Source organism: Pseudoxanthomonas sp. JC1303 (assembly GCF_058448525.1).
Map to the genome: position 1 here is coordinate 3,316,918 of NZ_CP185958.1, position 19,897 is coordinate 3,336,814.

A 19,897-nucleotide genomic window follows, 5' to 3' on the forward strand; every position below is an offset into this window, starting at 1 on the left:
TTTTCGACTAATGGGGCAATCGCCGGCGCGCGCAGCACGTGCATGGTCGTGACCGCGGCGCGCCAGGAGCATCGCGCCGCGCATGTGCGATGCCACGCGTGGCGCACGGTGTACTCACATCCTGGGCGTTAGCCTGCCGCTCCTTTCTCTCGTTCCAAACAGGAGTAACGCCATGGGTATTTCACGTCCGGCCACCGCACATTGGGAAGGCGATCTGAAGTCCGGCAAGGGCAGCATCTCCACGCCGCAGAGCGGCCTGATGGACGCAACCCCGTACGGCTTCAATAGCCGCTTCGGTGATCAGAAGGGCACCAATCCCGAAGAACTGATTGCTGCAGCGCACGCGGGCTGCTTCACCATGGCGCTGTCCAACATGCTGACCGAGGCAGGCTCGCCGCCGACCTCGCTGGATACCCGTGCCGAGGTCGATCTGTCGATGGAAGGCGGGCCGACGGTGTCGCACATCCGGCTCAAGGTGAAGGGCGTGGTGCCAGGCATCGATGCGGCCAAGTTCAAGGAGATCGCCGAGAACGCCAAGGAGAACTGCCCGGTTTCCAAGGCGCTCAAGGCGGTGCCGATGAGCCTGGAAACCGAGTTCGCCAGCTAAGGCAAACCACGTTGCCGGGCGCCGGCAGCTGTCGCAGGGTTGAATGCGGCAGCGCGGGCCTGGCCGGTTCAGGACCGTTTCACCCCGCTGGATCGACGATGCTCCGGCGCCAAACTGGCGCTGGAGACTCCACCATGATCCGCTCGACCTGTTCCGTTCTCCTGCTTGGCCTGGTGTGCATTGGCCCGGCATCGGCCCAGTCTCGCTACGCCGACTACTACAGCCAGCATTACGCGGCCGGCGACGCGCAACGCGGCGACGCGCGCGATGGGTATGACGATCGTGACAGCGGCGCCGACGACTATGCCCGCGTGGTGCGCGTGGACCCGATCATCGCGCCGCCGCCTCCGCCCTCGCAGCAGTGCTACGACCGGCCTGCGGACGACACCTACACGCGCGGCGGGGATTACTACGATGGCGGTAATGACCGCCAACCCACCCAGGGTGGGCGAACCGCGGCGACCATTGTCGGCGGTGTGGTTGGCGCCGTGGTGGGCAGCCGCTTCGGTGGTGGCACGGGTCAATTGCTCGGCACGGCCGTGGGCACTGCCGCCGGCACCGTGGCGGGGCAATCGGTCTACGACAATACCCACACCTCCCGCGGCACGGTTCGGGTCTGTGAGCCGGTCGCCGACCGCCGCGATGGCGAGGTCGAAGGCTATGATGTGACCTACGAATACGCCGGCCGCCAGTACCACACTCGCACCGCCTATCACCCGGGCAACCGCATCCGCGTCCACGTGGACGTTGTCGCCGTGCAGGACTGAGCAAATCCAGCAAGTACGGGGGATCTGCCGTACCAAGGGGCCGCAAGGCCCCTCGCTTTTGCCCGTCTCAGGGAGCGGGGCGGGTCAGCAGATATAACCCGGTGGCCTCCTCGGGCGCGTCCGGGTCCGGTCCTGCCGCAGCGGTGATGGCCAGCTGGCGATCGCCACCCACGGCCAGACTGGTCGGCCACGCCATCGGCAAGCCCACCACTTCCTGCATCATGCCGCCCTCTGCAGAGAACCGGGCCACAGCCCAGCCCCCGTAGAGGGCCACCCAGACATCGCCGTGCGCGTCGGCCGCCAGGCCACGCACTTCGCCCGACGCCTTGGGGATGACGGCGAGGCGGCGGATGCGTGCATCGCCCGGGCGCATCTCGTAGAGCGTGCCGGAGGTGGCGCTGGCGGCGAACAGGCGGGTGCCGTCGGGATTCCAGCACAGCGCGTCGATGCGGTCGTCGATCCGCCAGCCGGGGACGGCGATGCCGATATGCAGCCAGGTAGCGATGCGATAGCCGCCGGCCGGATCGGGGGTGACCTGCCATTCGCGTCCGTCCGGTTGCACGCACGCGGCGATGGGGGCGGCATGGCCGCGGGATTCGAGCTGGCGCTGCGCCAGCGCACCTTCGAAGTCCAGGCGCAGCATGCCTTCGCCGTGGATCACTTCCAGTCCGCTCGGCGTCACATTGAGGCCGCGCGCCTGGACCGGGAGCGAGGCCAGGATCCGGTCGCCGCCGGCATCGGCGCGATGGAGGGTGCCGCTGTGGACATCGACCCAGTACCAGCAGCCGCGGCTCGCCGACCAGGTGACGAAGTCCGCCCCGCGTGCCGGCGCGCCGGCGACGCGCTGAACCTGATCGTCATAGGTGACTTCCACTGTGCCGGCCAGGCGTTCGCCGATGCGCTGCGCGGCCTCCATCAGCTCGGTCCCGAACTGGGCCATGCGTTCGGGCGTGAAGCGCGCGGTGGCCCCGGACAGGCTCAGCGCGCCGCGCACCTGGCCCTGCATGTCGCGCACGACAGTGGCCACGCAGCGGGCGCCCAGGCGACTCTCCTCGTCGTCGATGGCGTAGCCGGCGTCCTTGACCTTGGCGATCATCGCGGCGACCTGGTCGCGGCTGGTGGCGCTGTTAGGCGTGAACGGAGTCATGTCCAGGCGCGTCAGCAGTGGGTTGCGCTCGCCGTTGCGCATGGCGGCCAGCAAGGCCTTGCCGGCGGCGGTGACGTGCAGCAGCCGGCCCTGGCCGACGTGGGTGTCGCCCTGCGAGCGGTGCGCGCCCGGGGTGCGCTCCAGCGCGATGACTTCCACGCCATCGCGCACCCACAGGCAGGTCGTTTCGCCAGTGATGGCGCGTAGGTAGTTCAGTTCGATGTTGGCGGCCACCACCAGCTGCGGCGCCGGATGCGACTCGCGGCTGAGTTGCAATGCGCCGAAACCCAGCCGGTAGGCGCGGCGCGAAGACTCGCGCCGGACCAGGTTGCGCTCGATCAGGCCACTGAGCATGCGGTAGGCGGTGGTGCGCGGCAGCTGCACCTGCTGGGCGATCTCGGCGAAGGTGACACCCTTGGGCGAGGTGCCGATGGCCTCCAGCACGTCCAGCGCACGCTCGATGGTGCCGGTCGCCTTGCGCGGGTGATCACTCATGTCGCCGGTCATCCTGGCCGATCGGCCGATGTGGGGCAGTGAAGGGGGCGCCCGCGGGTCATGGGGCGGTGCGCATTGTGGGCGAAATCGTCGGGTGTTGGCGATGCGTCTTCGGCATCGTGGCCGTCGGATCGGGCATGCAGGAGGGGCACTGCGCGGCGGGTTACCAGTCCAGGTGGCCGCTGACGACGGTCTGCACCTGGCCGCCGGACCAGACCTCGCCGTCGCCGTCGATGTGCAGCTCCAACAAGGCATCGAAGCCCACCTCACGACCCTGACTGGCCACGTAGCGGCCATCGCGCCCGGGCAGCGCGCCGCGGCTGTCTAGCCACGCGGCCAGCACCGCGTTGGCCGCGCCGGAGGCCGCATCCTCGAAGCGCCGGCCATTGCCGACGAAGGCGCGCACCGCCAGCTGATAGTCGGCGTTGCCGGGGGCGCGGGCGTAGGCGAACACGCCCATCGCGCCAGTGGACTCGGCCAGCGTGGCGATGGCGTCCCAGTCCGGCGCCAGGCCGCGCAGGGTGGTCTCGTCGGCCAGTTCCACGACCCACCACTTGCGGCCGCCGTCCATCAGCGCGGGCGGCAGCGTACCCAGCGGCCAGCCGGCGATGGCCGGGGCCAGACGCACGTCGCCCGTATCGACGATTTCCGCCACCGAGGCGCGTGGCACGCGGATGGCGATGCGTTGGATGCCGTCGATCGTGTCGACCCGCAAGGGCAAGCGCCCGGCGATGCCGTCCTGCACCAGCATTCCGTCCCGCACCTGGGCGATACCCGCGGCCAGCGCGGCATGCGCGGTGCCGACGCTGGGATGCCCGGCGAAGGGGACTTCCTTCTGTGGGGCAAACATGCGCAGCCGATAGCTGGCGCCGTCGTCGGATGCGGGGAACACGAAGGTCGTTTCCGGCAGCTTGGTCCAGCGGGCGATGGCCTGCATGGCGGCCTCGTCCAGCCCCTCGGCATCGAGCACCACGGCCAGGGGATTGCCGCAGCCCGCGCGCGGCGAGAACACATCGACCTGGAGAAAACGGTGCAGAGGCATCGGGGGGATGATCGGTTTGGAACGGGCGTGCAGGGTAGCAAGCCGGACGCACCCGGGCGGTCTACCAAGTCAGCCGGGCCTGAAGGACCGATAGCACCTGACCGCCGATCCAGGCTTCGCCTTGGTCGTCGATCTGGACGTCCACGCGGCCGTCGCGCCCGACCTCGCGGCCCTGGCTGGCGCGATAGCGGCCTGCATGGCCCGGCAGGCGGCCTTCGGCATGCAAGCGTGCGGCGATACAGGCGTTGGCGCTGCCGGTGACCGGGTCTTCCGGCGTGCCCGGCGCGTCGAGCGGGCAGAACGCGCGAACGACCATGTCATGGTCGTCGTCCGGTTCCAGCGCGTAGAACGCCAGGCCGGTGGCATCGCTGTCGCGCGAGAGGGCGCCGATGGCGGCCAGGTCCGGCTGCAGGGCGCGCAGCGCGGCGGCGTCGGCCAGCTCCACCAGCCACCAGCCCGGGCCGTTGTCCCACAGGGCCGGCGGATGTGCCGACGCAGGCCATGCCTGCTGCATGCGGGCCAGCGCAGCGACGTGCTCGGCTCCCGTTCGGCGCTGGAACGCGCGGGGTGCGCGCACGTGCAGGCGTCGGGTGTCGCCCTCGCGCTGCACGCGGACCGGCAGCAGACCCTTGGCGCAGCGCTGGACCAGGGCGCCTGCGCGGTCGTGTGCCAGCCCCAGTTCCAGGGCGGCCCAGGCCGAGCCGACACTGGGGTGCCCGGCGAAGGGCAGTTCGCAGCCTGGGGTGAAGATACGGATGTGGTAGTCCGCATCCGCGCCTGGCGGCAGGAAGAACACGGTTTCCGGCAGGGCCAGCCACGCGGCGATGGCCTGCATGTCGGCCGTCTCCAGACCTTCGGCATCCACCACCACGCCCAGGGCATTTCCCGCGCCTGGCCGGTCGGCGAAGACACCCAGCTGGAGGTAGCGTCGCGATCGCGGCGCGGCGGTCACCACACCAACTGGCCCTGGATCACCGGTTGCACCTGGCCGCCGATCCAGACCTCGTCCTCATGATCGACGTGCAACTGCACAACGCCGTCGCGTCCCAACTCGCGTCCCTGGCTGGCCACATAGCGACCCTCCTGGCCCGGGAGGCTGCCGGAAGCGTGCAGATAGGCGGCAATGGCGCCATTGGCGCTGCCGGTGACCGGATCCTCGGCCACCCCCACCCCAGGCGCGAAGGCGCGAACGGCCAGCGCGTAGGGCTGGTCCTGGCAGCGGGCGAAGAGCGCCAGCTTGCCCTTGCCGGGCAACTGGGCGATGCGGGCCAGATCGGGTTCAAGGGCGCGCAGTGCCGCTTCGCTGGCCAGTTCCAGCAGCCACCAGTTCGGCCCGTTGTTGTAGAGCACCGGCGCCAGCGACCCACGCTCGGCGCCGAACATCGTCGATGCCAGCAGCCAGGCCGGCGTGGGGACATCGCGCCGATGCACCGCGCGCGGCGTGCGCACGGCGATCTGGCGCCTCCCATCAACGACCGACACCCGGACCGGCAGCAGGCCGGCACCGCATTGCTGCACAAGATCCACCGTGGTCGCGCCGGGCTGACGATTCTGTGGGTTGACCAGGTCCAGTTCCAGCGCGGCCCAGGCCGCGCCCACGCTGGGGTGTCCGGCGAAGGGCAACTCGCCCTTCGGGGTGAAGATGCGCACGTGATAGTCCGCGCCATAGCCACCGCGCGGCTGGAAGAAAACCGTCTCGGACAGGTTCAGCCAGGCGGCCAGGGCCTGCATGCCGGCGGTGTCCAATCCATGCGCATCGACCACCACGCCGAGCGGATTGCCGGCGCCGGGGCGGTCGGCGAAGACATCCAGTTGCAGGTAGCGGCGTTGGATCATGCGGTGGATCCTGTCGGCGGAGCGGGAAGGTCGGGCGCGCGGAACGCCCTGTGGTGGTTGATAGCACGCCCCGGTCGGGAGGTTCCATTAGAATCGGGGGTTCCGCCCACGCGGGCGGGTTTTCCTCCCCAATCGTGAACCCCACTCACCCCATGTCAGCTTCCCCCCCGAACGATCGCTGGATCGTGCTCAAGTTCGGCGGCACCTCGGTGTCGCGTCGTCATCGCTGGGACACCATCGGGATGCTGGCGAAAAAACGGGCGCAGGAGCATGACGCGCGGGTGTTGGTGGTAGTCTCGGCCCTGTCCGGGGTGACCAACGAGCTCACCGCGATCGCCGACGGCGCCGCCGATACCGAGGCGCGGGTGGCCGCGCTGGAGCTGCGCCATCGCGAGTTCCTGGCAGAGTTGGAACTGGATGCCGAGGCGGTGCTGGGGCAGCGCCTGGCCGCGTTGCGCGCGCTGGCGGTCGATCCGCGCGCGGCCGCGCGTGCGCTGGATTGGCAGGCCGAGGTGCTGGGCCAGGGCGAACTGCTGTCCTCCACGATTGGTGCCGCCTACCTGGCGGCCAGCGGCCTGGATATCGGCTGGTGCGATGCGCGCGACTGGCTCGACGCCATGGCCATCCCCAACCAGAGCGCCTGGGCGCAGCGCCTGTCGGTGTCGTGCGATCCGCGCGGCAGCGACGACTGGCGCGCGCGCTTCCACACCCAGCCCACGCGGCTGCTAATCAGCCAGGGCTTCATCGCCCGCCACGGCGACGGCGGCACGGCCGTGCTGGGCCGCGGTGGCTCGGATACCTCGGCCGCTTACTTCGGCGCCCTGCTCAAGGCCCGGCGGGTGGAGATCTGGACCGACGTGCCGGGCATGTTCAGCGCCAATCCCAAGGAAGTGCCGGACGCGCGCCTGCTCACCCGCCTGGATTACTTCGAGGCCCAGGAAATCGCCACCACCGGCGCCAAGGTGCTGCATCCGCGCTCGATCAAGCCGTGCCGCGACGCCGGCGTGCCGATGGCGATCCTGGACACCGAGCGCCCCGAGCTGCCCGGGACCAGCATCGACGGCGAGGCGCTGACCGTGCCGGGCGTCAAGGCGATCAGCCGCCGCAACGGCATCGTGCTGGTGTCGATGGAAGGCATCGGCATGTGGCAGCAGGTGGGCTTCCTGGCCGACGTGTTCGACCGCTTCCGCAAGCATGGGCTGTCGGTGGACCTGATCGGTTCGTCGGAGACCAACGTCACCGTGTCGCTGGACCCGTCCGAGAACCTGGTCAGCACCGACGTGCTGGCCGCGTTGTCCTCGGACCTGGCCGAGATCTGTCGGGTCAAGGTGATCGCGCCGTGCGCGGCCATCACCCTGGTCGGGCGCGGCATGCGCTCGCTGCTGCACAAGCTGTCCGATGTCTGGGCAACGTTCGGCAAGGAGCGCGTGCACCTGATCTCGCAGTCGTCCAACGACTTGAACCTGACCTTCGTCATCGACGAGGCCGATGCCGACGGCCTGCTGCCGATCCTGCATGGCGAACTGATCGACAGCGGCGCCATGCCGGTGGAGGAGACCAGCGTGTTCGGCCTGCGCTGGCGCGAGCTCAACGGCGCGGTGCGTCCGCGCCCGACGCCGTGGTGGCGCGATCAGCGCGAGGCGCTGCTGGGGCTGGCCCCGGCCGGCACGCCGACCTACGCCTACCATCTGCCGACCGTGCGCGCGCGCGCCCGCGCGCTGGCCGCGATGCCGCAGATCGATCATCGCTACTACGCGATCAAGGCCAATTCGCACCCGGCGATCCTGCGCACGCTGGTCGAGGAAGGCTTCGGCCTGGAGTGCGTTTCGCACGGCGAGCTGAAGCTGGTGTTCGCCTCGGTGCCGGAGCTGGATCCCAAGCGCGTGCTGTTCACCCCGAGCTTCGCGCCCAGGCACGAGTACGAGGCCGCCTTCGCCCTCGGCGTCAATGTCACGCTCGACAATGTCGAGGCCCTGCAGCGCTGGCCAGAGATCTTTCGAGGCCGCACGCTGTGGTTGCGCGTGGACCTGGGCCATGGCGATGGCCACCACGAGAAGGTCAACACCGGCGGCAAGGCGTCCAAGTTCGGCCTGTCCGCCGCGCGCATCGACGAGTTCGTCGCACTGGCGCAGACGCTGGGGATCACCATCACCGGCCTGCATGCACACCTGGGCAGCGGCGTGGAGGCCGAGGGCCACTGGCGCCTGATGTGCGACGAGCTGGCCGGCTTTGCCCGCCGCATCGGCACCATCGAGGTGATCGACATCGGTGGCGGCTTGCCGATCCCGTACCACGCCGATGACGAGCCCTTCGACCTGGACGCCTGGTCGCGCGGTCTGGAAGAGGTCAAGGCCGTGCATCCGGCGTTCCGCCTGGCCATCGAACCGGGCCGCTACCTGGTGGCCGAGTCGGGCGTCCTGCTGGCCAGCGCCACGCAGGTGATCGAGAAGGACGGCGTACGCCGCGTGGGCCTGGACGCGGGCATGAATGCGCTGATCCGCCCGGCGCTGTACGACGCCTGGCACGACATCCTCAACCTCAGCCGCCTGGACGAGGCCGACACGACGACCTTCGACGTGGTCGGGCCGATCTGCGAGTCCTCCGACGTGTTCGGCCGCCGTCGCGCGCTGCCGGTGGCGACCGCGCCGGGCGATGTCATGCTCATCGCCGATGCCGGCGCCTACGGCTACAGCATGGCCAGTACCTACAACCAGCGCGAGCTGCCCAAGGAAGCAATCATTGATGTCTGAGTGGACCTTCCAGCGCGAGAGCGTCAAACAGTTCCGTTTCGTCGGCTGCGACTTCGATGCGGCCACGGGCGAGGCACGGCTGCGCTACGCCTTCGACCAAGGGCCGGAGCTAGTGGAAACAGTGCGTTTTCCCGGCGCGCCGTTCGCGCTGGACGACGCGCGCGCGCGCGCCGTGCAGCGGGCGCTGCGCCTGCTGCACCTGATCGCCGGCGTCAGCTACTACAAGGCGGCCGTGCCGCCGGAGCTGGTGATCGAAGGCGAGCCCATCGGCGCGGAGACCGCGGCGATGATGGAGGACATCTACACCCACGGCCTGGGTGAGTTCGCCTACCGCAACGGGCTGGACCTGCACGGGCGCATCCGCTTTCCGGCCAGCGAGGCCGCCGACACCGTGCCAGCGCCCGCCCTGGGGCTGGCGTCGCATGCGCTGGTGGCCATCGGCGGCGGCAAGGATTCGCTGGTGACGATCGAGGCGCTGCGCCAGGCGGGCGTGGCCCAGACCGTCAGCTGGGTCGGCGGTTCGCAGCTGATCGCCGCCTGCGCCGCACGCACCGGCCTGCCGACGCTCAACATCACCCGCGCGCTGGCGCCGGCACTGTTCGAGCTCAATCGTCAGGGCGCCTACAACGGCCACATCCCGGTCACCGCGATCAACTCGGCGATCCTGGTGGTGGCCGCGCTGCTGCGTGGGGTGGACCAGGTGGTGTTTTCCAACGAGCGCTCGGCCAGCTACGGCAGCCTGATCCCCGGCACGGGCGAGGTGAACCACCAGTGGTCCAAGGGCTGGGCGTTCGAGTCTCTATTCGGTGCGCACGTGCAGCGTCATGTGGCCGCCAACCTGGCGTACTACTCGCTGCTGCGGCCGCTGTCCGAGCTGGCGGTGGCGCGGCAGTTCGCCAAGACCGATCATTACGACGCGCATTTCTCCAGCTGCAATCGCAACTTCCACATCCTCGGCGAGCGTCCGGTCAATCGCTGGTGCGGCATGTGTCCCAAGTGCCATTTCGTGTTCCTGGCGCTGAGCAACTTCATGCCCAAGCCGCGCCTGCTGAACATCTTCGGCCGCAATCTGCTGGACGATGTGGCGCAGACGGCCGGTTTCGACGCGCTGCTGGAATACCAGGACCACAAGCCGTTCGAGTGCGTGGGCGAAGGGCGCGAATCGCGCGCGGCGATGGCCGCGCTGGGCCAGCGACCGGAGTGGCGCGAAGACGCGCTGGTGGCGCGCTTCAATCGTCAGATCGCCCCGCAGCTGGACGCGGCCGAACTGCAGATCGCCCCGCTGCTGCAGCCCGAAGGCGAGCACCGCATCCCGCCTGCGCTGTGGGACCAACTGCGTGCGAATTTCGCAGCTTGAGGGCCAGCGCATCGCGCTGTGGGGCTGGGGGCGCGAAGGTCGCGCCGCCCATGCCCTGCTGCGCAGCCGGCTGCCCGCCCAGCCGCTGACGCTGTTCTGCAGCGCCGCCGAAGCCGAGCAGGCCGCAGCGCTGGATGACGCGCTGCTGTTTCCGCGGTCTGACGTCAGCGGCGCGGCGCTTGGCGGCTTCGATGTGGTGATCAAGTCGCCGGGCATCAGCCCGTATTCGCCCCAAGCCCTGGAGGCGCAGGCCGCCGGTGCGCACCTGCTGGGCGGCACGGCGCTGTGGTTCGCAGAGCATCCCGACGCGCGCACCGTGTGCGTGACCGGCACCAAGGGCAAGAGCACCACCACCGCGTTGCTGGCCCACCTGCTGCGCGCTGGTGGCCATCGCACCGCGCTGGCCGGCAATATCGGCCTGCCGCTGCTGGAGGTGATGGACCCGCAGCCCGCACCGGAGCTGTGGGCGATCGAGCTGTCCAGTTACCAGACCGGCGCGGTCGCCGATGGCGGCGTGCGGCCGGAAGTCGCCGTGGTGCTGAACCTGTTCCCCGAACACCTGGACTGGCACGGCAGCGAGCAGCGCTACATCGAGGACAAGCTGGCGCTGGTGACGCGCGCGGCGCCGCGCACGGCCGTGCTCAACGCGCGTGATCCGGTGCTGGCGCGGCTCGACCTGCCCGACAGCCGCATCGTCTGGTTCAACCGCGAGGATGGCTGGCATCTGCGTGGGGATGTGCTGTTCCGCGGTGATGCCGAGGTGTTCGACACCCGCGCGGTGCCGCTGCCCGGCCGCCACAACCGCGGCAACCTGTGCGCGGTGCTGGCGGCGATCGAGGCGCTGGATATCGAGGCCACGTCGCTGGCGACTTCGGCGGTGAGCTTCCAACCGCTGCCCAACCGCCTCCAGACGCTCGGCGCGCGCGCTGGCGTCACCTACGTCAACGATTCGATCAGCACCACGCCGCACGCCACGTTGGCGGCGCTGGAGTGCTTCGCCGGGCAGCGCATCGCGCTGCTGGTCGGCGGCCATGATCGCGGCCTGGACTGGCACGGCTTTGCCGATGCGATGCGTACGCAGGCACCGCTTGGCATCGTGACCATGGGCGCCAACGGGCCGCGCATCCACGCCTTGCTGGAGCAGGTTGCGGGCGAGGGTGGTTGTGCCCTGGCGTCCGCGCCTGACCTTGCGATGGCGATGCACCAGGCCGAGGCGATGCTGGGCGGGCAGGGCGTGGTGCTGCTGTCGCCGGGTGCGCCGAGCTTCGGTATGTACCGGGACTACGTGGAGCGCGGCAAGGATTTCGCGCGGATCGCGGGGTTTGATCCGGAGGCGATCGTGGCGATTCCTGGGTTGGGCGTGGCTTGAGGCGTCGCGCCGCGTTGGGCGCTTGGAGGCCTTCAGGCAAGGGCTCTGCAGCAAAGGCTTTCGAGCAAAGGCCGAATCAGAAGCTTTGAAGCAGAAGCAAAGCTTTCGCGCCTGCGGGCGCGAGCTACTTTTGACGCGGCAAAAGTAGCCAAAACCGCTTCTCGCCGGGACGCGAGCCGCCGCTGCGCGGCGGTGCCCTGCGCTTCTCGGAAGACGGGGCACGGCGCCCAAACTCGCTTCGCTCAAACAGGGCGCCTCTTCGGCCCCGCCTTCCTGCGATGCTCAGCTCGCTTTACGGCTCAGACAGGTCAAGCGAGGCTCAAAAGCAGAAGCTCTTGAGCAACAGCAACAGCAACAGCAACCCTTTCAAATCGTCATTCCCGCAAAAGCGGGAGTTGCTCTACAACAGACGAATGTCTGGTCATCCATGGACTTTGGTCTTCGCTCCTCGCTTTTGCTCGTGCTTCCAGGTCCGCCGTAGGGCACGGCGGAGGGACGAGGATAAGACCCGCAGGGCGCCGCACATGGATGTGCGGCGTTTTTCGAGGGGACAGGATGTTCCTTCGAAAAATCCCTCGGCCCGCAGCGGACCTGCGCGCAGCGCAGGCGTGCCGCCCGGGGCGTGTTTCTTTGCCTACCTTTCTTTGCGCGAGCAAAGAAAGTAGGTCGGGCTGCGCAGCGGCACGAAAGCTCTTGCTTTGACGCGATCAACAACCCGGAACAGATGCGCCCAGGCGCCCCGTGCAACCCCCATCAAGCAAACGCCGCCGCATACCCCGACTGCATCACCGCCTTCTGCAACGCCTCGGACACGCGCAGGTTGCCGGCCACGACCTGGCGGCCTTCGGCCTGGGTGCCGTCGTCCATACGGGCCAGGGTGCGGCCGCGGAAGTCGCTGACCTTGCCACCGGCCTCGCGCACCAGCAGCACGCCGGCGGCGATGTCCCAGGCCTTCACGCCCGCCTCGAAGTAGGCGTCGGCGCGGCCGCAGGCCACGTAGGCCAGGTCCAGCGCCGCCGAGCCGGTGCGGCGGATATCCTCGGCGTGGTTGAGCAGTTCGCGCACGCACTCCAGGTGCGCGCCGACGCGGGCCCGCTCGCGCGGCGGGAAGCCGGTGTGGATCATCGTGGCGCCCAGGTCCTTGCGGTCGGCCACGCGGATCTTGCGCTCGTTGAGCTGGGCGCCGGCGCCGCGGCTGGCGGTGAACAGCTCGTTGCGCAACGGGTCGAAGATCACCGCGTCGGTCGGCTCGCCGTTGTCCACCAGGGCGATGGAGACGCAGTAGTGGCCAAAGCCGTGCAGGTAATTGCTGGTGCCGTCCAGCGGGTCGATGACCCAGTGGTAGCGCGGGTTCTTGCCGGGCACCACGCCGCCTTCCTCGCCGATCACGCCGTAATCGGGGTAGGCGCGGCGCAGTTCCTTGATGATCGCCTTTTCCGCGTCGGCATCGACCTCGCTGGCGTAGTCCATGCGGCCCTTCTGGACCACGTTGAGCGCGTCGAGCTTGTTGATGCTCCGCAGCAACACGTTGCCCCCGATGCGTGCGGCCTTGGTCATGACGGTGACGACGGGATTCAACATGCGAAACAACCTCGAGGACAGGCAGGGCGCGGGACGCGGCGGGTGGAAAGAGCGAGTACCGGCGCGGCGGCCGGACCGCGCATTCTAGCATTTCGGCCGGGTCCGGGCCGTCCGGCGCCGCATTGGCGCCTGGGGCAGGGACGCGCCGGCGGACGCCAGCCCCTAGAATTGCCGCCCATGGATTCCATCGACCCGATCGCCGCCGCACGCATTCGTTTCGTGCTGGTCGGCACCCAGCATCCCGGCAACATCGGCGCGGCCGCGCGCGCGCTCAAGACCATGGGCCTGTCCCAGCTGATTTTGGTCCAGCCGGAAGACTTCCCCAGTGACGAGGCCTACCGTCGCGCCGCCGGCGCCGACGATCTGCTGGCCGACGCGGTGGTCACCCATGATCTGGCCGCGGCGGTGGCGGACTGCCGCCTGGTGCTGGGGTGCACCGCGCGCAGTCGCCGCGTGCAGTTGGAGGAGCACACGCCGCGCCAGGCCGCGAGCCGGCTGGCCCACGTGGCGGCCGAGGCGCCGGTGGCGCTGCTGTTCGGCCGCGAGCGCACGGGCCTGACCAACGAGGAACTGCAGCTGTGCCACGCGGCGGTCCACATCGACGCCAACCCGGACTACAGCTCGCTGAACCTGGCGGCCGCCGTCCAGGTGCTGTCCTACGAGACCCGGCTGGCGCTGCGCGGTGGTGCGGCGCCGGCGGTATTGGCTGCGCCCGCCGTCCCCGAATCGCGAACGGACCTGGCCACCCATGCGCAGCTTGAAGGGTTCTTCGCGCAACTGGCCGAGACCCTGGAGCAGATCGATTTCCACAAGGGGCGCGCGCCCGACTCGGCCATGCGCAAGCTGCGCCGTTTGTACCTGCGCGCCGACCTGGACGAGAAGGAGGTCCGGCTGCTGCGCGGCATCCTGGCCGACGCCCAAAGGATGGCCAGGCTCGCGGGTGAAGGTGGAGTGAAAAACGCTGTCGGGTAGCGGGCATTTCAGCTAGGCTGGCCCGTCATTTGCCGCACGATGTGTCCCTTGCGTACCTGGTTTGTCCGTGTCCTGCTGTTGTTGACGGTAATGGCGATGCCGGTGATGGCGGCACCGGTGCCAGGCAGCGACGACCCCCACGTGCTGGTCCTGGGGCGGATCAGCGACGACCCCAAGGCGCATTACGCCCAACTCAAGCCCTTGCTGGATTACGTCGTGGCGCACATGCGGGATGTGGGCATCACCGGGGGGCGCATCCTGATGGCCCGCGACGCACGCCAGATGAGCAGCTATCTGCGCCGTGGCCGGGTGGACTGGGTCACCGAAACCTCCGGCACCGGCATGGAGCTGGCCCGCCGCGGTGGGGCCGAGCCGTTCCTGCTGACCGAGCGCGGCGGGGCCAGCGCGTACCACACGATCATCTTCGCGCGCGCCGATTCGGGGCTGACCTCCGTCGCCGACCTGCGTGGCCATGCGCTGGCACTGCAGGGCGTGGGCTCGACCAGCGCCTATCTGGTCCCGGCGTCGATGGCGCTGGAAGCCGGCCTGCCGATGGAGCTGTTGCTCTCTCCGCAGGATCGGCCCGATGCCGATTCGGTTGGCTACGTGTTCGCGCGCTCGGAGCTGAACATCGCCGCCTGGGTGGACAAGGGCATGGTCGATGCCGGTGCGCTGAGCAACCTGGACTGGGACAACCCGCGGCGCATGCCCGAGAGCTTCCGCCGCAACATGCGGGTGCTGGCGCGCAGCGACGATTATCCGCGCGCGGTGGAGATGGTGCGCTCGGGGCTTCCCGTCGAGGTGCGTGCGCGCCTGCATGAGGTGCTGCTGGACGCCGCGCGCGATCCCCAGGCGAGCGACGCGCTCAAGCGCTTCTTCGGTACCACGCGCTTCCTCGATCTGGATGCCGAGTCGCTGCGCGCGCTGGAGCGGGTCCGCCAGGCTGCGGCCCACGTCCGCGAGCACATCGAATGACGCGCCGGACGCGTTTCGGCCTGCAGGCGCAGCTGGCCCTGGGCCTGTCCGTGGCGCTGGTCATGGTCCTGGGGCTGATGGCCGTGGTGCTGCAGCGCCAGCGCGCCATGCAGGAAGAGGTGGACCAGCTCGGTCGACAGGCCGTGCAGTCGATGGCTTCCGAAGGCCTGACCCGGCGCGGTGCCGCGATGGCCCAGCAGTTGGCCGATTCGCTGGCCAATCCCATGTATTACTCCGACCTGGACGCCATCGGCACCCTGGTGCGCGAAGCCACCCGCCAGCCCGACGTGGCCTACGTGCTGGTCTACGACGACGACGGCAACTTGGTCACCGACGGCTCCTGGGACATGGCCTCCTATGGGCAGCCGATGCAGGATCCGCTGGCGGCGCGCGCCCTGGCCAGCAATGGGCTGCTGACCCAGTGGTCGGACAAGGTGGTGGAGGTCTCGCAGGTGATCGAGTTGGGCGACTCGCGCCTGGGCGGCGTGCGGGTGGGCTATTCGCTGGCCGAAGCACGGACGAGCGAGCAGCGTGCCGCCGAGGTGCTGCGCGCGCGGCTGGATGCGCTGGGGCGCCGCCACTTTGGCTGGATCGCGACGATGCTGGGCCTGCTGTTGCTGGTCGGTGTGGTGCTGGTGGCCTACATGCAGCGCAGTCTGGTGAGGCCGATCCGCTTGTTGGCGCAGTCGGCACGGGCCATCGGCGTGGGCGACTACGACGTGCCGCGCCCGGTCAGCGACCGCCAGGACGAGGTGGGCGAACTGGTCCGCGCCTTCGCCGAAATGAGCGACAGCATCGCCCGGCACGACCGCGACGTGCGGCACATGGCCTATACCGACGCGCTGACCGGCCTGACCAATCGCCTGGCGTTCCGTGAAAGCCTGGACCACCGGATCATGCTCGGCCGCGTCGCTGGTCGCGACCTGGCCCTGCTGTTCGCCGACATCGACGACTTCAAGCGGGTCAACGATTCGCTGGGGCACGAGGCGGGCGACGAGGTCCTGCTGCATTTCGCCGCGCGCATCCGCGAAGCGGTCCAGCGTCTGGGCGGCGACGACGCCATGGTGGCCCGCTTCGGTGGCGACGAATTCGTCATCCTGATCCAGGGGGGCGACGTCCGGCAGGCGGCCTCGGCCCTGGCCGAAGAGATGGTCCAGGCGCTAAGCCTGCCGTTGAGCGTGCAGGGTCGGCAGGTCTACCTGGGCACCTCGGTGGGCATCACCCTGTTCCCGGAAGACGCCACCGGGGCCACCGCGCTGATGAAGAACGGCGACGTGGCGATGTACCAGGCCAAGATGGCGGGCAAGAACTGCTACCGCTTCTACAGCCGGGCGATGGATCAGGCCGTGGAGCGCCGCGTGCGCATGGAGGCCGAGCTGCGCGGGGCGTGGGACCGCGGCGAGCTCTCGCTGGTCTACCAGCCGCTCTATCGACTGGCCGACAACCTGATCGTCGGTGCCGAGGCCTTGCTGCGCTGGCAGCATCCCGAACTGGGCGCGATCCCCCCGTCGGTGTTCATCGAGGTGGCTGAGCAGAGCGGTCTGATCGAGCAGCTCGGCCCGCAGGTCCTGCGTGCGGCATGCGACGCGGCCTCACGCTGGGGCCTGCCCAGCGCGTCGGGGGCCGAATTGCCGTTCGTCTCGGTCAACGTCTCGCCCCGACAGCTGCGCAGCGGCGACCTGCCCGAGGTGGTCTCGCGCGTGCTGCAGGAAACCGGCCTGTCCGCCGGCCGCCTGCACCTGGAGCTGACCGAGACGGCGGTGATCGGCGACGAGGCCCACGCCAGCCTGATGCTGGCCAAGCTGCACCGCGCCGGGGTGAAGGTCTGGCTGGACGATTTCGGCACGGGCTTTTCCGGCCTGAGCCACCTGCGCCGGGTGCCGGTGGACGGGGTCAAGATCGACCGCAGCTTCATCACCGACCTGCAGCGCAATCCCGACGACCTGGCCCTGACCACGGCGATCATCGCCATGGCCCACTCGCTGGGGATCGCGGTGGTCGCCGAAGGCGTGGAGAAGCAGGGGCAGTTCGACCTGCTGCGCGAGCGCGGCTGCGACCTGGCCCAGGGCTACTGGCTGGGGTATCCGCTCAACGACAGCGAGTTCGCCCAGTTGCTGGTCTGACCGCCGCGCCGGGACGGCGCTACATCCTGGTTTGCAGCCAGTGCAGCGCGACCTGGCCCAGCTCCTTGAGCGAGACGCCGAACACCACGACCGCCGCCGCGCCCAGGACCCACGCGCCCAGCATCAGCATCCCGTCGCGCTCGAGCAGGGCGAACACATACACCAGCAGCAACAGGCCGAACAGGTAGTTGGTGAAGGGGATCGGCAAGGCCAGCAGCACGCCGAGCAGGAGCAGCAGCAGGCCGGTGAACGCGCCCGCCAGACGGCTGTCCAGCATGCCCGCCCACCGCGGGCGCACGACCTTCTCCAACCAGCGCAGCGGCTTGGCCAGCGCGTTGCGGAAGCGCACGACCGATTGGCGCTGGGGGCCGCGAATGGCGATGAAGCGCGGCAGCCAGGGCTTACGCAGGCCCAGCAGCAGCTGTGCACCGACCAGCATCACCAGCGGCCCGCTCAGGCCGCCGGCCACGCCGGGAATGGGGATGAAGGAGGGCAGCACGCCGATGAACAGCAGCATGCCGAAGGCGCTCTGCTTCAGGTCGGCCAGCAGGTCGACCAGGCGCAGCCGCTCGGCCGGATCGCCACGCGCCATGTCATCGAGCAGGCTGCGGGTGGTCTCGGCGTGGTGGGATTGGGCCGAACCGTCACCCGACGATGTCGTCATCGTCTTCGTCCTGCAGTTTCTGCAGCAGCAGCTTGTCCACTCGCGCCCCGTCCAGGTCGACCACCTCGATGCGCCAGCCGGCCCACTCGAAGTGCTCGCCGGTATGCGGGATGCGACCGAACTGCTCGATCACCATGCCCGCGGCGGTGTGGTAGTCGCGCTCGTCCGCGCCGGGCAGCTGCACGCCGCCCATCAGCTCGCGCAGGTCGTCGTTGGACAGCGAGCCGTCGATCAGCAGCGAGCCGTCCTCGCGGGTGACCACCAGGGCGTCCGGATCGGGATTCTCGGCGGCTTGGTGGTAGCGGCCGATCACCGCATTCATCAGGTCGGCCAGGGTCACCATGCCCTGGATCTCGCCGTACTCGTCCACCACCAGCGCCAGGGACTGCTGCTCCTCGCGCAGGATCTCCAGCAGCTTCATCGCATGGGTAGATTCGGACACGAACAGCGGTTCGCGCAGCTCGGTGAACAGCTCCGGCGAGTGGTCGGCGATGCGGTCGAGCAGCGACTTGACCTCCAGCACGCCCACCACCTCCTGGTCGTTCTCGCGGAACACCGGGAAGCGCGAATACTGGGCCTGGCGCATGGTCTGCAGGTTGTGCTCATACGGGGCGGCCACGTCCAGCCAGACGATGCGCTTGCGCGGCGTCATCAGGCTGTCGGCGGTGCGGTCGCCCAGGCGCAGGACGCGGTTGACCATGTTGCGCTCGTCGTCGTCGATCACGCCCTGCTCGTGGCTCTCGCTCACCAGCATGCGGATCTCTTCCTCGGTCACTGCATGGCGCGCGTCGTCCTTGATGCCCAACAAACGCAGTACGCCCCGGTTGATCGCGCCGAGCACGGCCACCACCGGGCGGGCGAAGCGCGAGAGCCAGTCCAGCGGGATGGCCACCACGGCGGCGATCTTCTCGGCATTGGTCAGGGCCAAGCGCTTGGGGATCAGTTCGCCGAAGATCACCGAGCCGGCGGTGATCAGGGTGACCGCGGTGCCGACGCCGATGGGCACGGTGTAGTGCTCCGCGCCAGGGAACCAGCCCGCCAGCCAGCCGGCAATGATCGCGCCGATGGCATCGCCGCCGAACACGCCGGCCAGGACGCCGATCAGGGTGATGCCGATCTGCACGGTCGACAGCAGGTTGTCCGGATGCTCGGCCAGGGCCAGGGCCACGCGCGCGCCGCGGCTCTCGATGGCCATCTGCTTCAGGCGCAGCTTGCGCGAGGTCATCAGCGCCATCTCCGACAGAGCGAAGAAGGCATTGAGGATGATCAGGAAAACGACGATCAACAGCTCGAACACGCAGCGCCCTCCAGGTCAGTGGCGGGGGCGGAGGTCATCCGGGCGAGGGCGGCGCGCGAGGGGGCCGCGGGGGGGTAAGGGTCGTCGTCCATAAGATGCGCCCCGTTCAGGGCGCTGGAGGAGTCTAGCAAAGGCGGGCGTCAGGGACCCAGTGTGGGGCAACCTCACGTGAATCAAGCGCTTGCAAGGGTGTCAGGCGATCAGACTGTGACGAGGGGTCATCAAACCGTCATAATTGCCGGCTTCGACGTCGCCCCGTCCGGCGACAGGTGCCCCGACGCATGTTTTCCCTGCAGACCATCTTCGGCTCCGGCCAGCAGTTCTACACCCTGCTCGACGAGGCGGCCGACGCCGCGCACGACAGCACCAAGGCCCTGCACACCATGATGAAGGGCGCCAACCGGCAGCCGGCGCTGGACGCCTTCAAGCTGGCCAGGCAGCGCGAGCGCCAGGCTTCGGACAAGATCGGCAAGGCGCTGGTGGACAGCTTCATCACCCCGATCGAGCGCGAGGACATCGAGGCGCTGGGGTCGGCCCTGCACAAGATCCCCAAGCAGGTGGAGAAGTTCGCCGACCGCTACTCGCTGGCGGTGACCCACCTGGAGCACATCGACTTCGCCCCGCGCGCGGCGATGCTCGAGCAGGCCGCCGGCGTGGTCCAGCAGATGGTCACCGTGCTGCCGAAGATGAACCTGGACCAGGTCACCTCGCTCTACGAAAAGCTGCGCGCGCTGGAGAACGAAGCCGACCGGCTGATGCTGGAGCTGTACCGGGACATCTACTCGGGCCGGCTGGACAGCCTGCAGATGTTCCTGCTCAAGGAGTTTTTCGAGATCCTGGAGAAGGCGATCGACCGTTGCCAGGAAGCCGGCGCGGTGGTGTACCAGATCGTGCTGAAGAACTCCTGATCGTCAT

16 protein-coding genes are annotated in these 19,897 nt (G+C 69.1%); 9 read left to right on the forward strand and 7 right to left on the reverse strand.

Annotated features, from left to right (window positions below):
- Window positions 1-172: 172 nt before the first annotated feature.
- Both ACORQU_RS14975 and ACORQU_RS14980 read left to right on the forward strand, forming a co-directional pair.
- Complete coding sequence (locus ACORQU_RS14975) at window positions 173-607, forward strand: OsmC family protein (protein ID WP_491641889.1); 435 nt, start codon at window positions 173-175, stop codon at window positions 605-607.
- 134 nt (window positions 608-741) lie between these two features.
- Window positions 742-1,374 carry a glycine zipper 2TM domain-containing protein gene (locus ACORQU_RS14980; protein ID WP_491641891.1) on the forward strand — a complete coding sequence of 211 codons (633 nt, stop codon included), beginning with the start codon at window positions 742-744 and terminating at the stop codon, window positions 1,372-1,374.
- A 67-nt stretch (window positions 1,375-1,441) separates the two neighbouring features.
- Here ACORQU_RS14980 and ACORQU_RS14985 read toward each other — a convergent pair whose 3' ends face one another.
- The 4 genes from ACORQU_RS14985 to ACORQU_RS15000 all read right to left on the reverse strand — a co-directional run bounded on the left by ACORQU_RS14985 (window position 1,442) and on the right by ACORQU_RS15000 (window position 5,894).
- On the reverse strand, window positions 1,442-3,016 hold the full coding sequence (locus tag ACORQU_RS14985; RefSeq protein ID WP_491641892.1) for an IclR family transcriptional regulator domain-containing protein: 1,575 nt from the start codon (window positions 3,014-3,016) through the stop codon (window positions 1,442-1,444).
- A 163-nt stretch (window positions 3,017-3,179) separates the two neighbouring features.
- Window positions 3,180-4,058: a PhzF family phenazine biosynthesis protein gene (locus ACORQU_RS14990; protein WP_491641893.1), complete on the reverse strand. Its 879-nt coding sequence runs from the start codon at window positions 4,056-4,058 to the stop codon at window positions 3,180-3,182.
- Window positions 4,059-4,119: 61 nt separating this feature from the next.
- A complete protein-coding gene (locus ACORQU_RS14995; RefSeq protein ID WP_491641894.1) occupies window positions 4,120-5,010 on the reverse strand; it encodes a PhzF family phenazine biosynthesis protein in 891 nt (296 codons plus the stop codon).
- A complete protein-coding gene (locus tag ACORQU_RS15000; RefSeq protein WP_491641895.1) occupies window positions 5,007-5,894 on the reverse strand; it encodes a PhzF family phenazine biosynthesis protein in 888 nt (295 codons plus the stop codon). The genes ACORQU_RS14995 and ACORQU_RS15000 overlap by 4 nt, the downstream gene beginning before the upstream one ends.
- Window positions 5,895-6,046: 152 nt before the next feature.
- Between ACORQU_RS15000 and ACORQU_RS15005 the strand changes: the two genes are divergently transcribed.
- The 3 genes from ACORQU_RS15005 to murD are packed head-to-tail and all read left to right on the forward strand — an operon-like array spanning window position 6,047 to window position 11,370.
- Window positions 6,047-8,644, forward strand: coding sequence for a bifunctional aspartate kinase/diaminopimelate decarboxylase (locus ACORQU_RS15005; RefSeq protein ID WP_491641896.1), 2,598 nt, complete (start codon window positions 6,047-6,049; stop codon window positions 8,642-8,644).
- The gene (murL, locus tag ACORQU_RS15010; RefSeq protein ID WP_491641897.1) at window positions 8,637-10,001 is read left to right on the forward strand and encodes a UDP-N-acetyl-alpha-D-muramoyl-L-alanyl-L-glutamate epimerase; all 1,365 of its coding nucleotides are present in this window, start codon (window positions 8,637-8,639) and stop codon (window positions 9,999-10,001) included. Before ACORQU_RS15005 ends, murL begins: the two co-directional genes overlap by 8 nt.
- Window positions 9,982-11,370 (forward strand): UDP-N-acetylmuramoyl-L-alanine--D-glutamate ligase, encoded by a 1,389-nt coding sequence (gene murD / locus ACORQU_RS15015; RefSeq protein ID WP_491641898.1) that lies wholly within the window; start codon window positions 9,982-9,984, stop codon window positions 11,368-11,370. Before murL ends, murD begins: the two co-directional genes overlap by 20 nt.
- 753 nt (window positions 11,371-12,123) lie before the next feature.
- On the opposite strand, the gene ACORQU_RS15020 is transcribed toward murD, so the two are convergent.
- The gene (locus tag ACORQU_RS15020; protein WP_271646388.1) at window positions 12,124-12,951 is read right to left on the reverse strand and encodes an inositol monophosphatase family protein; all 828 of its coding nucleotides are present in this window, start codon (window positions 12,949-12,951) and stop codon (window positions 12,124-12,126) included.
- 177 nt (window positions 12,952-13,128) lie between these two features.
- Here ACORQU_RS15020 and ACORQU_RS15025 point away from each other — a divergent pair, with 177 nt between their 5' ends.
- From ACORQU_RS15025 to ACORQU_RS15035, 3 genes are read left to right on the forward strand one after another with little or no spacing between them, the layout of a single operon-like run.
- Window positions 13,129-13,923 (forward strand): RNA methyltransferase, encoded by a 795-nt coding sequence (locus tag ACORQU_RS15025; protein WP_491641900.1) that lies wholly within the window; start codon window positions 13,129-13,131, stop codon window positions 13,921-13,923.
- 39 nt (window positions 13,924-13,962) lie between these two features.
- Window positions 13,963-14,898 carry a phosphate/phosphite/phosphonate ABC transporter substrate-binding protein gene (locus ACORQU_RS15030; RefSeq protein WP_491641901.1) on the forward strand — a complete coding sequence of 312 codons (936 nt, stop codon included), beginning with the start codon at window positions 13,963-13,965 and terminating at the stop codon, window positions 14,896-14,898.
- Entirely contained in the window at window positions 14,895-17,021 is a 2,127-nt protein-coding gene (locus ACORQU_RS15035) for a putative bifunctional diguanylate cyclase/phosphodiesterase (RefSeq protein ID WP_491641902.1), read from the forward strand. The genes ACORQU_RS15030 and ACORQU_RS15035 overlap by 4 nt, the downstream gene beginning before the upstream one ends.
- 19 nt (window positions 17,022-17,040) lie before the next feature.
- Here the strand turns inward: ACORQU_RS15035 and ACORQU_RS15040 are convergent, their stop codons facing one another.
- Together ACORQU_RS15040 and ACORQU_RS15045 are read right to left on the reverse strand one after the other, a co-directional pair.
- Window positions 17,041-17,685, reverse strand: coding sequence for an exopolysaccharide biosynthesis protein (locus tag ACORQU_RS15040; protein WP_491641903.1), 645 nt, complete (start codon window positions 17,683-17,685; stop codon window positions 17,041-17,043).
- Window positions 17,666-18,982 carry a hemolysin family protein gene (locus tag ACORQU_RS15045; protein ID WP_491641905.1) on the reverse strand — a complete coding sequence of 439 codons (1,317 nt, stop codon included), beginning with the start codon at window positions 18,980-18,982 and terminating at the stop codon, window positions 17,666-17,668. Before ACORQU_RS15045 ends, ACORQU_RS15040 begins: the two co-directional genes overlap by 20 nt.
- A gap of 281 nt (window positions 18,983-19,263) precedes the next feature.
- On the opposite strand from ACORQU_RS15045, the gene ACORQU_RS15050 reads away from it, so the two are divergent.
- Entirely contained in the window at window positions 19,264-19,890 is a 627-nt protein-coding gene (locus ACORQU_RS15050; protein ID WP_271646383.1) for a DUF47 domain-containing protein, read from the forward strand.
- The last annotated feature ends 7 nt before the right edge of the window (window positions 19,891-19,897 follow it).

Bases quoted from the DNA above. Each gene is read 5' to 3' on its own strand.
- ACORQU_RS15040 (WP_491641903.1), bottom strand. From the start codon at position 17,685: ATGACGACATCGTCGGGTGACGGTTCGGCCCAATCCCACCACGCCGAG.
- ACORQU_RS15000 (WP_491641895.1), bottom strand. From the start codon at position 5,894: ATGATCCAACGCCGCTACCTGCAACTGGATGTCTTCGCCGACCGCCCC.
- ACORQU_RS15050 (WP_271646383.1), top strand. From the start codon at position 19,264: ATGTTTTCCCTGCAGACCATCTTCGGCTCCGGCCAGCAGTTCTACACC.
- ACORQU_RS14980 (WP_491641891.1), top strand. From the start codon at position 742: ATGATCCGCTCGACCTGTTCCGTTCTCCTGCTTGGCCTGGTGTGCATT.
- ACORQU_RS15030 (WP_491641901.1), top strand. From the start codon at position 13,963: ATGTGTCCCTTGCGTACCTGGTTTGTCCGTGTCCTGCTGTTGTTGACG.
- ACORQU_RS15025 (WP_491641900.1), top strand. From the start codon at position 13,129: ATGGATTCCATCGACCCGATCGCCGCCGCACGCATTCGTTTCGTGCTG.
- ACORQU_RS14990 (WP_491641893.1), bottom strand. From the start codon at position 4,058: ATGCCTCTGCACCGTTTTCTCCAGGTCGATGTGTTCTCGCCGCGCGCG.
- ACORQU_RS15020 (WP_271646388.1), bottom strand. From the start codon at position 12,951: ATGTTGAATCCCGTCGTCACCGTCATGACCAAGGCCGCACGCATCGGG.
- ACORQU_RS14975 (WP_491641889.1), top strand. From the start codon at position 173: ATGGGTATTTCACGTCCGGCCACCGCACATTGGGAAGGCGATCTGAAG.
- ACORQU_RS15035 (WP_491641902.1), top strand. From the start codon at position 14,895: ATGACGCGCCGGACGCGTTTCGGCCTGCAGGCGCAGCTGGCCCTGGGC.
- murL (WP_491641897.1), top strand. From the start codon at position 8,637: ATGTCTGAGTGGACCTTCCAGCGCGAGAGCGTCAAACAGTTCCGTTTC.
- ACORQU_RS14985 (WP_491641892.1), bottom strand. From the start codon at position 3,016: ATGAGTGATCACCCGCGCAAGGCGACCGGCACCATCGAGCGTGCGCTG.
- ACORQU_RS15005 (WP_491641896.1), top strand. From the start codon at position 6,047: ATGTCAGCTTCCCCCCCGAACGATCGCTGGATCGTGCTCAAGTTCGGC.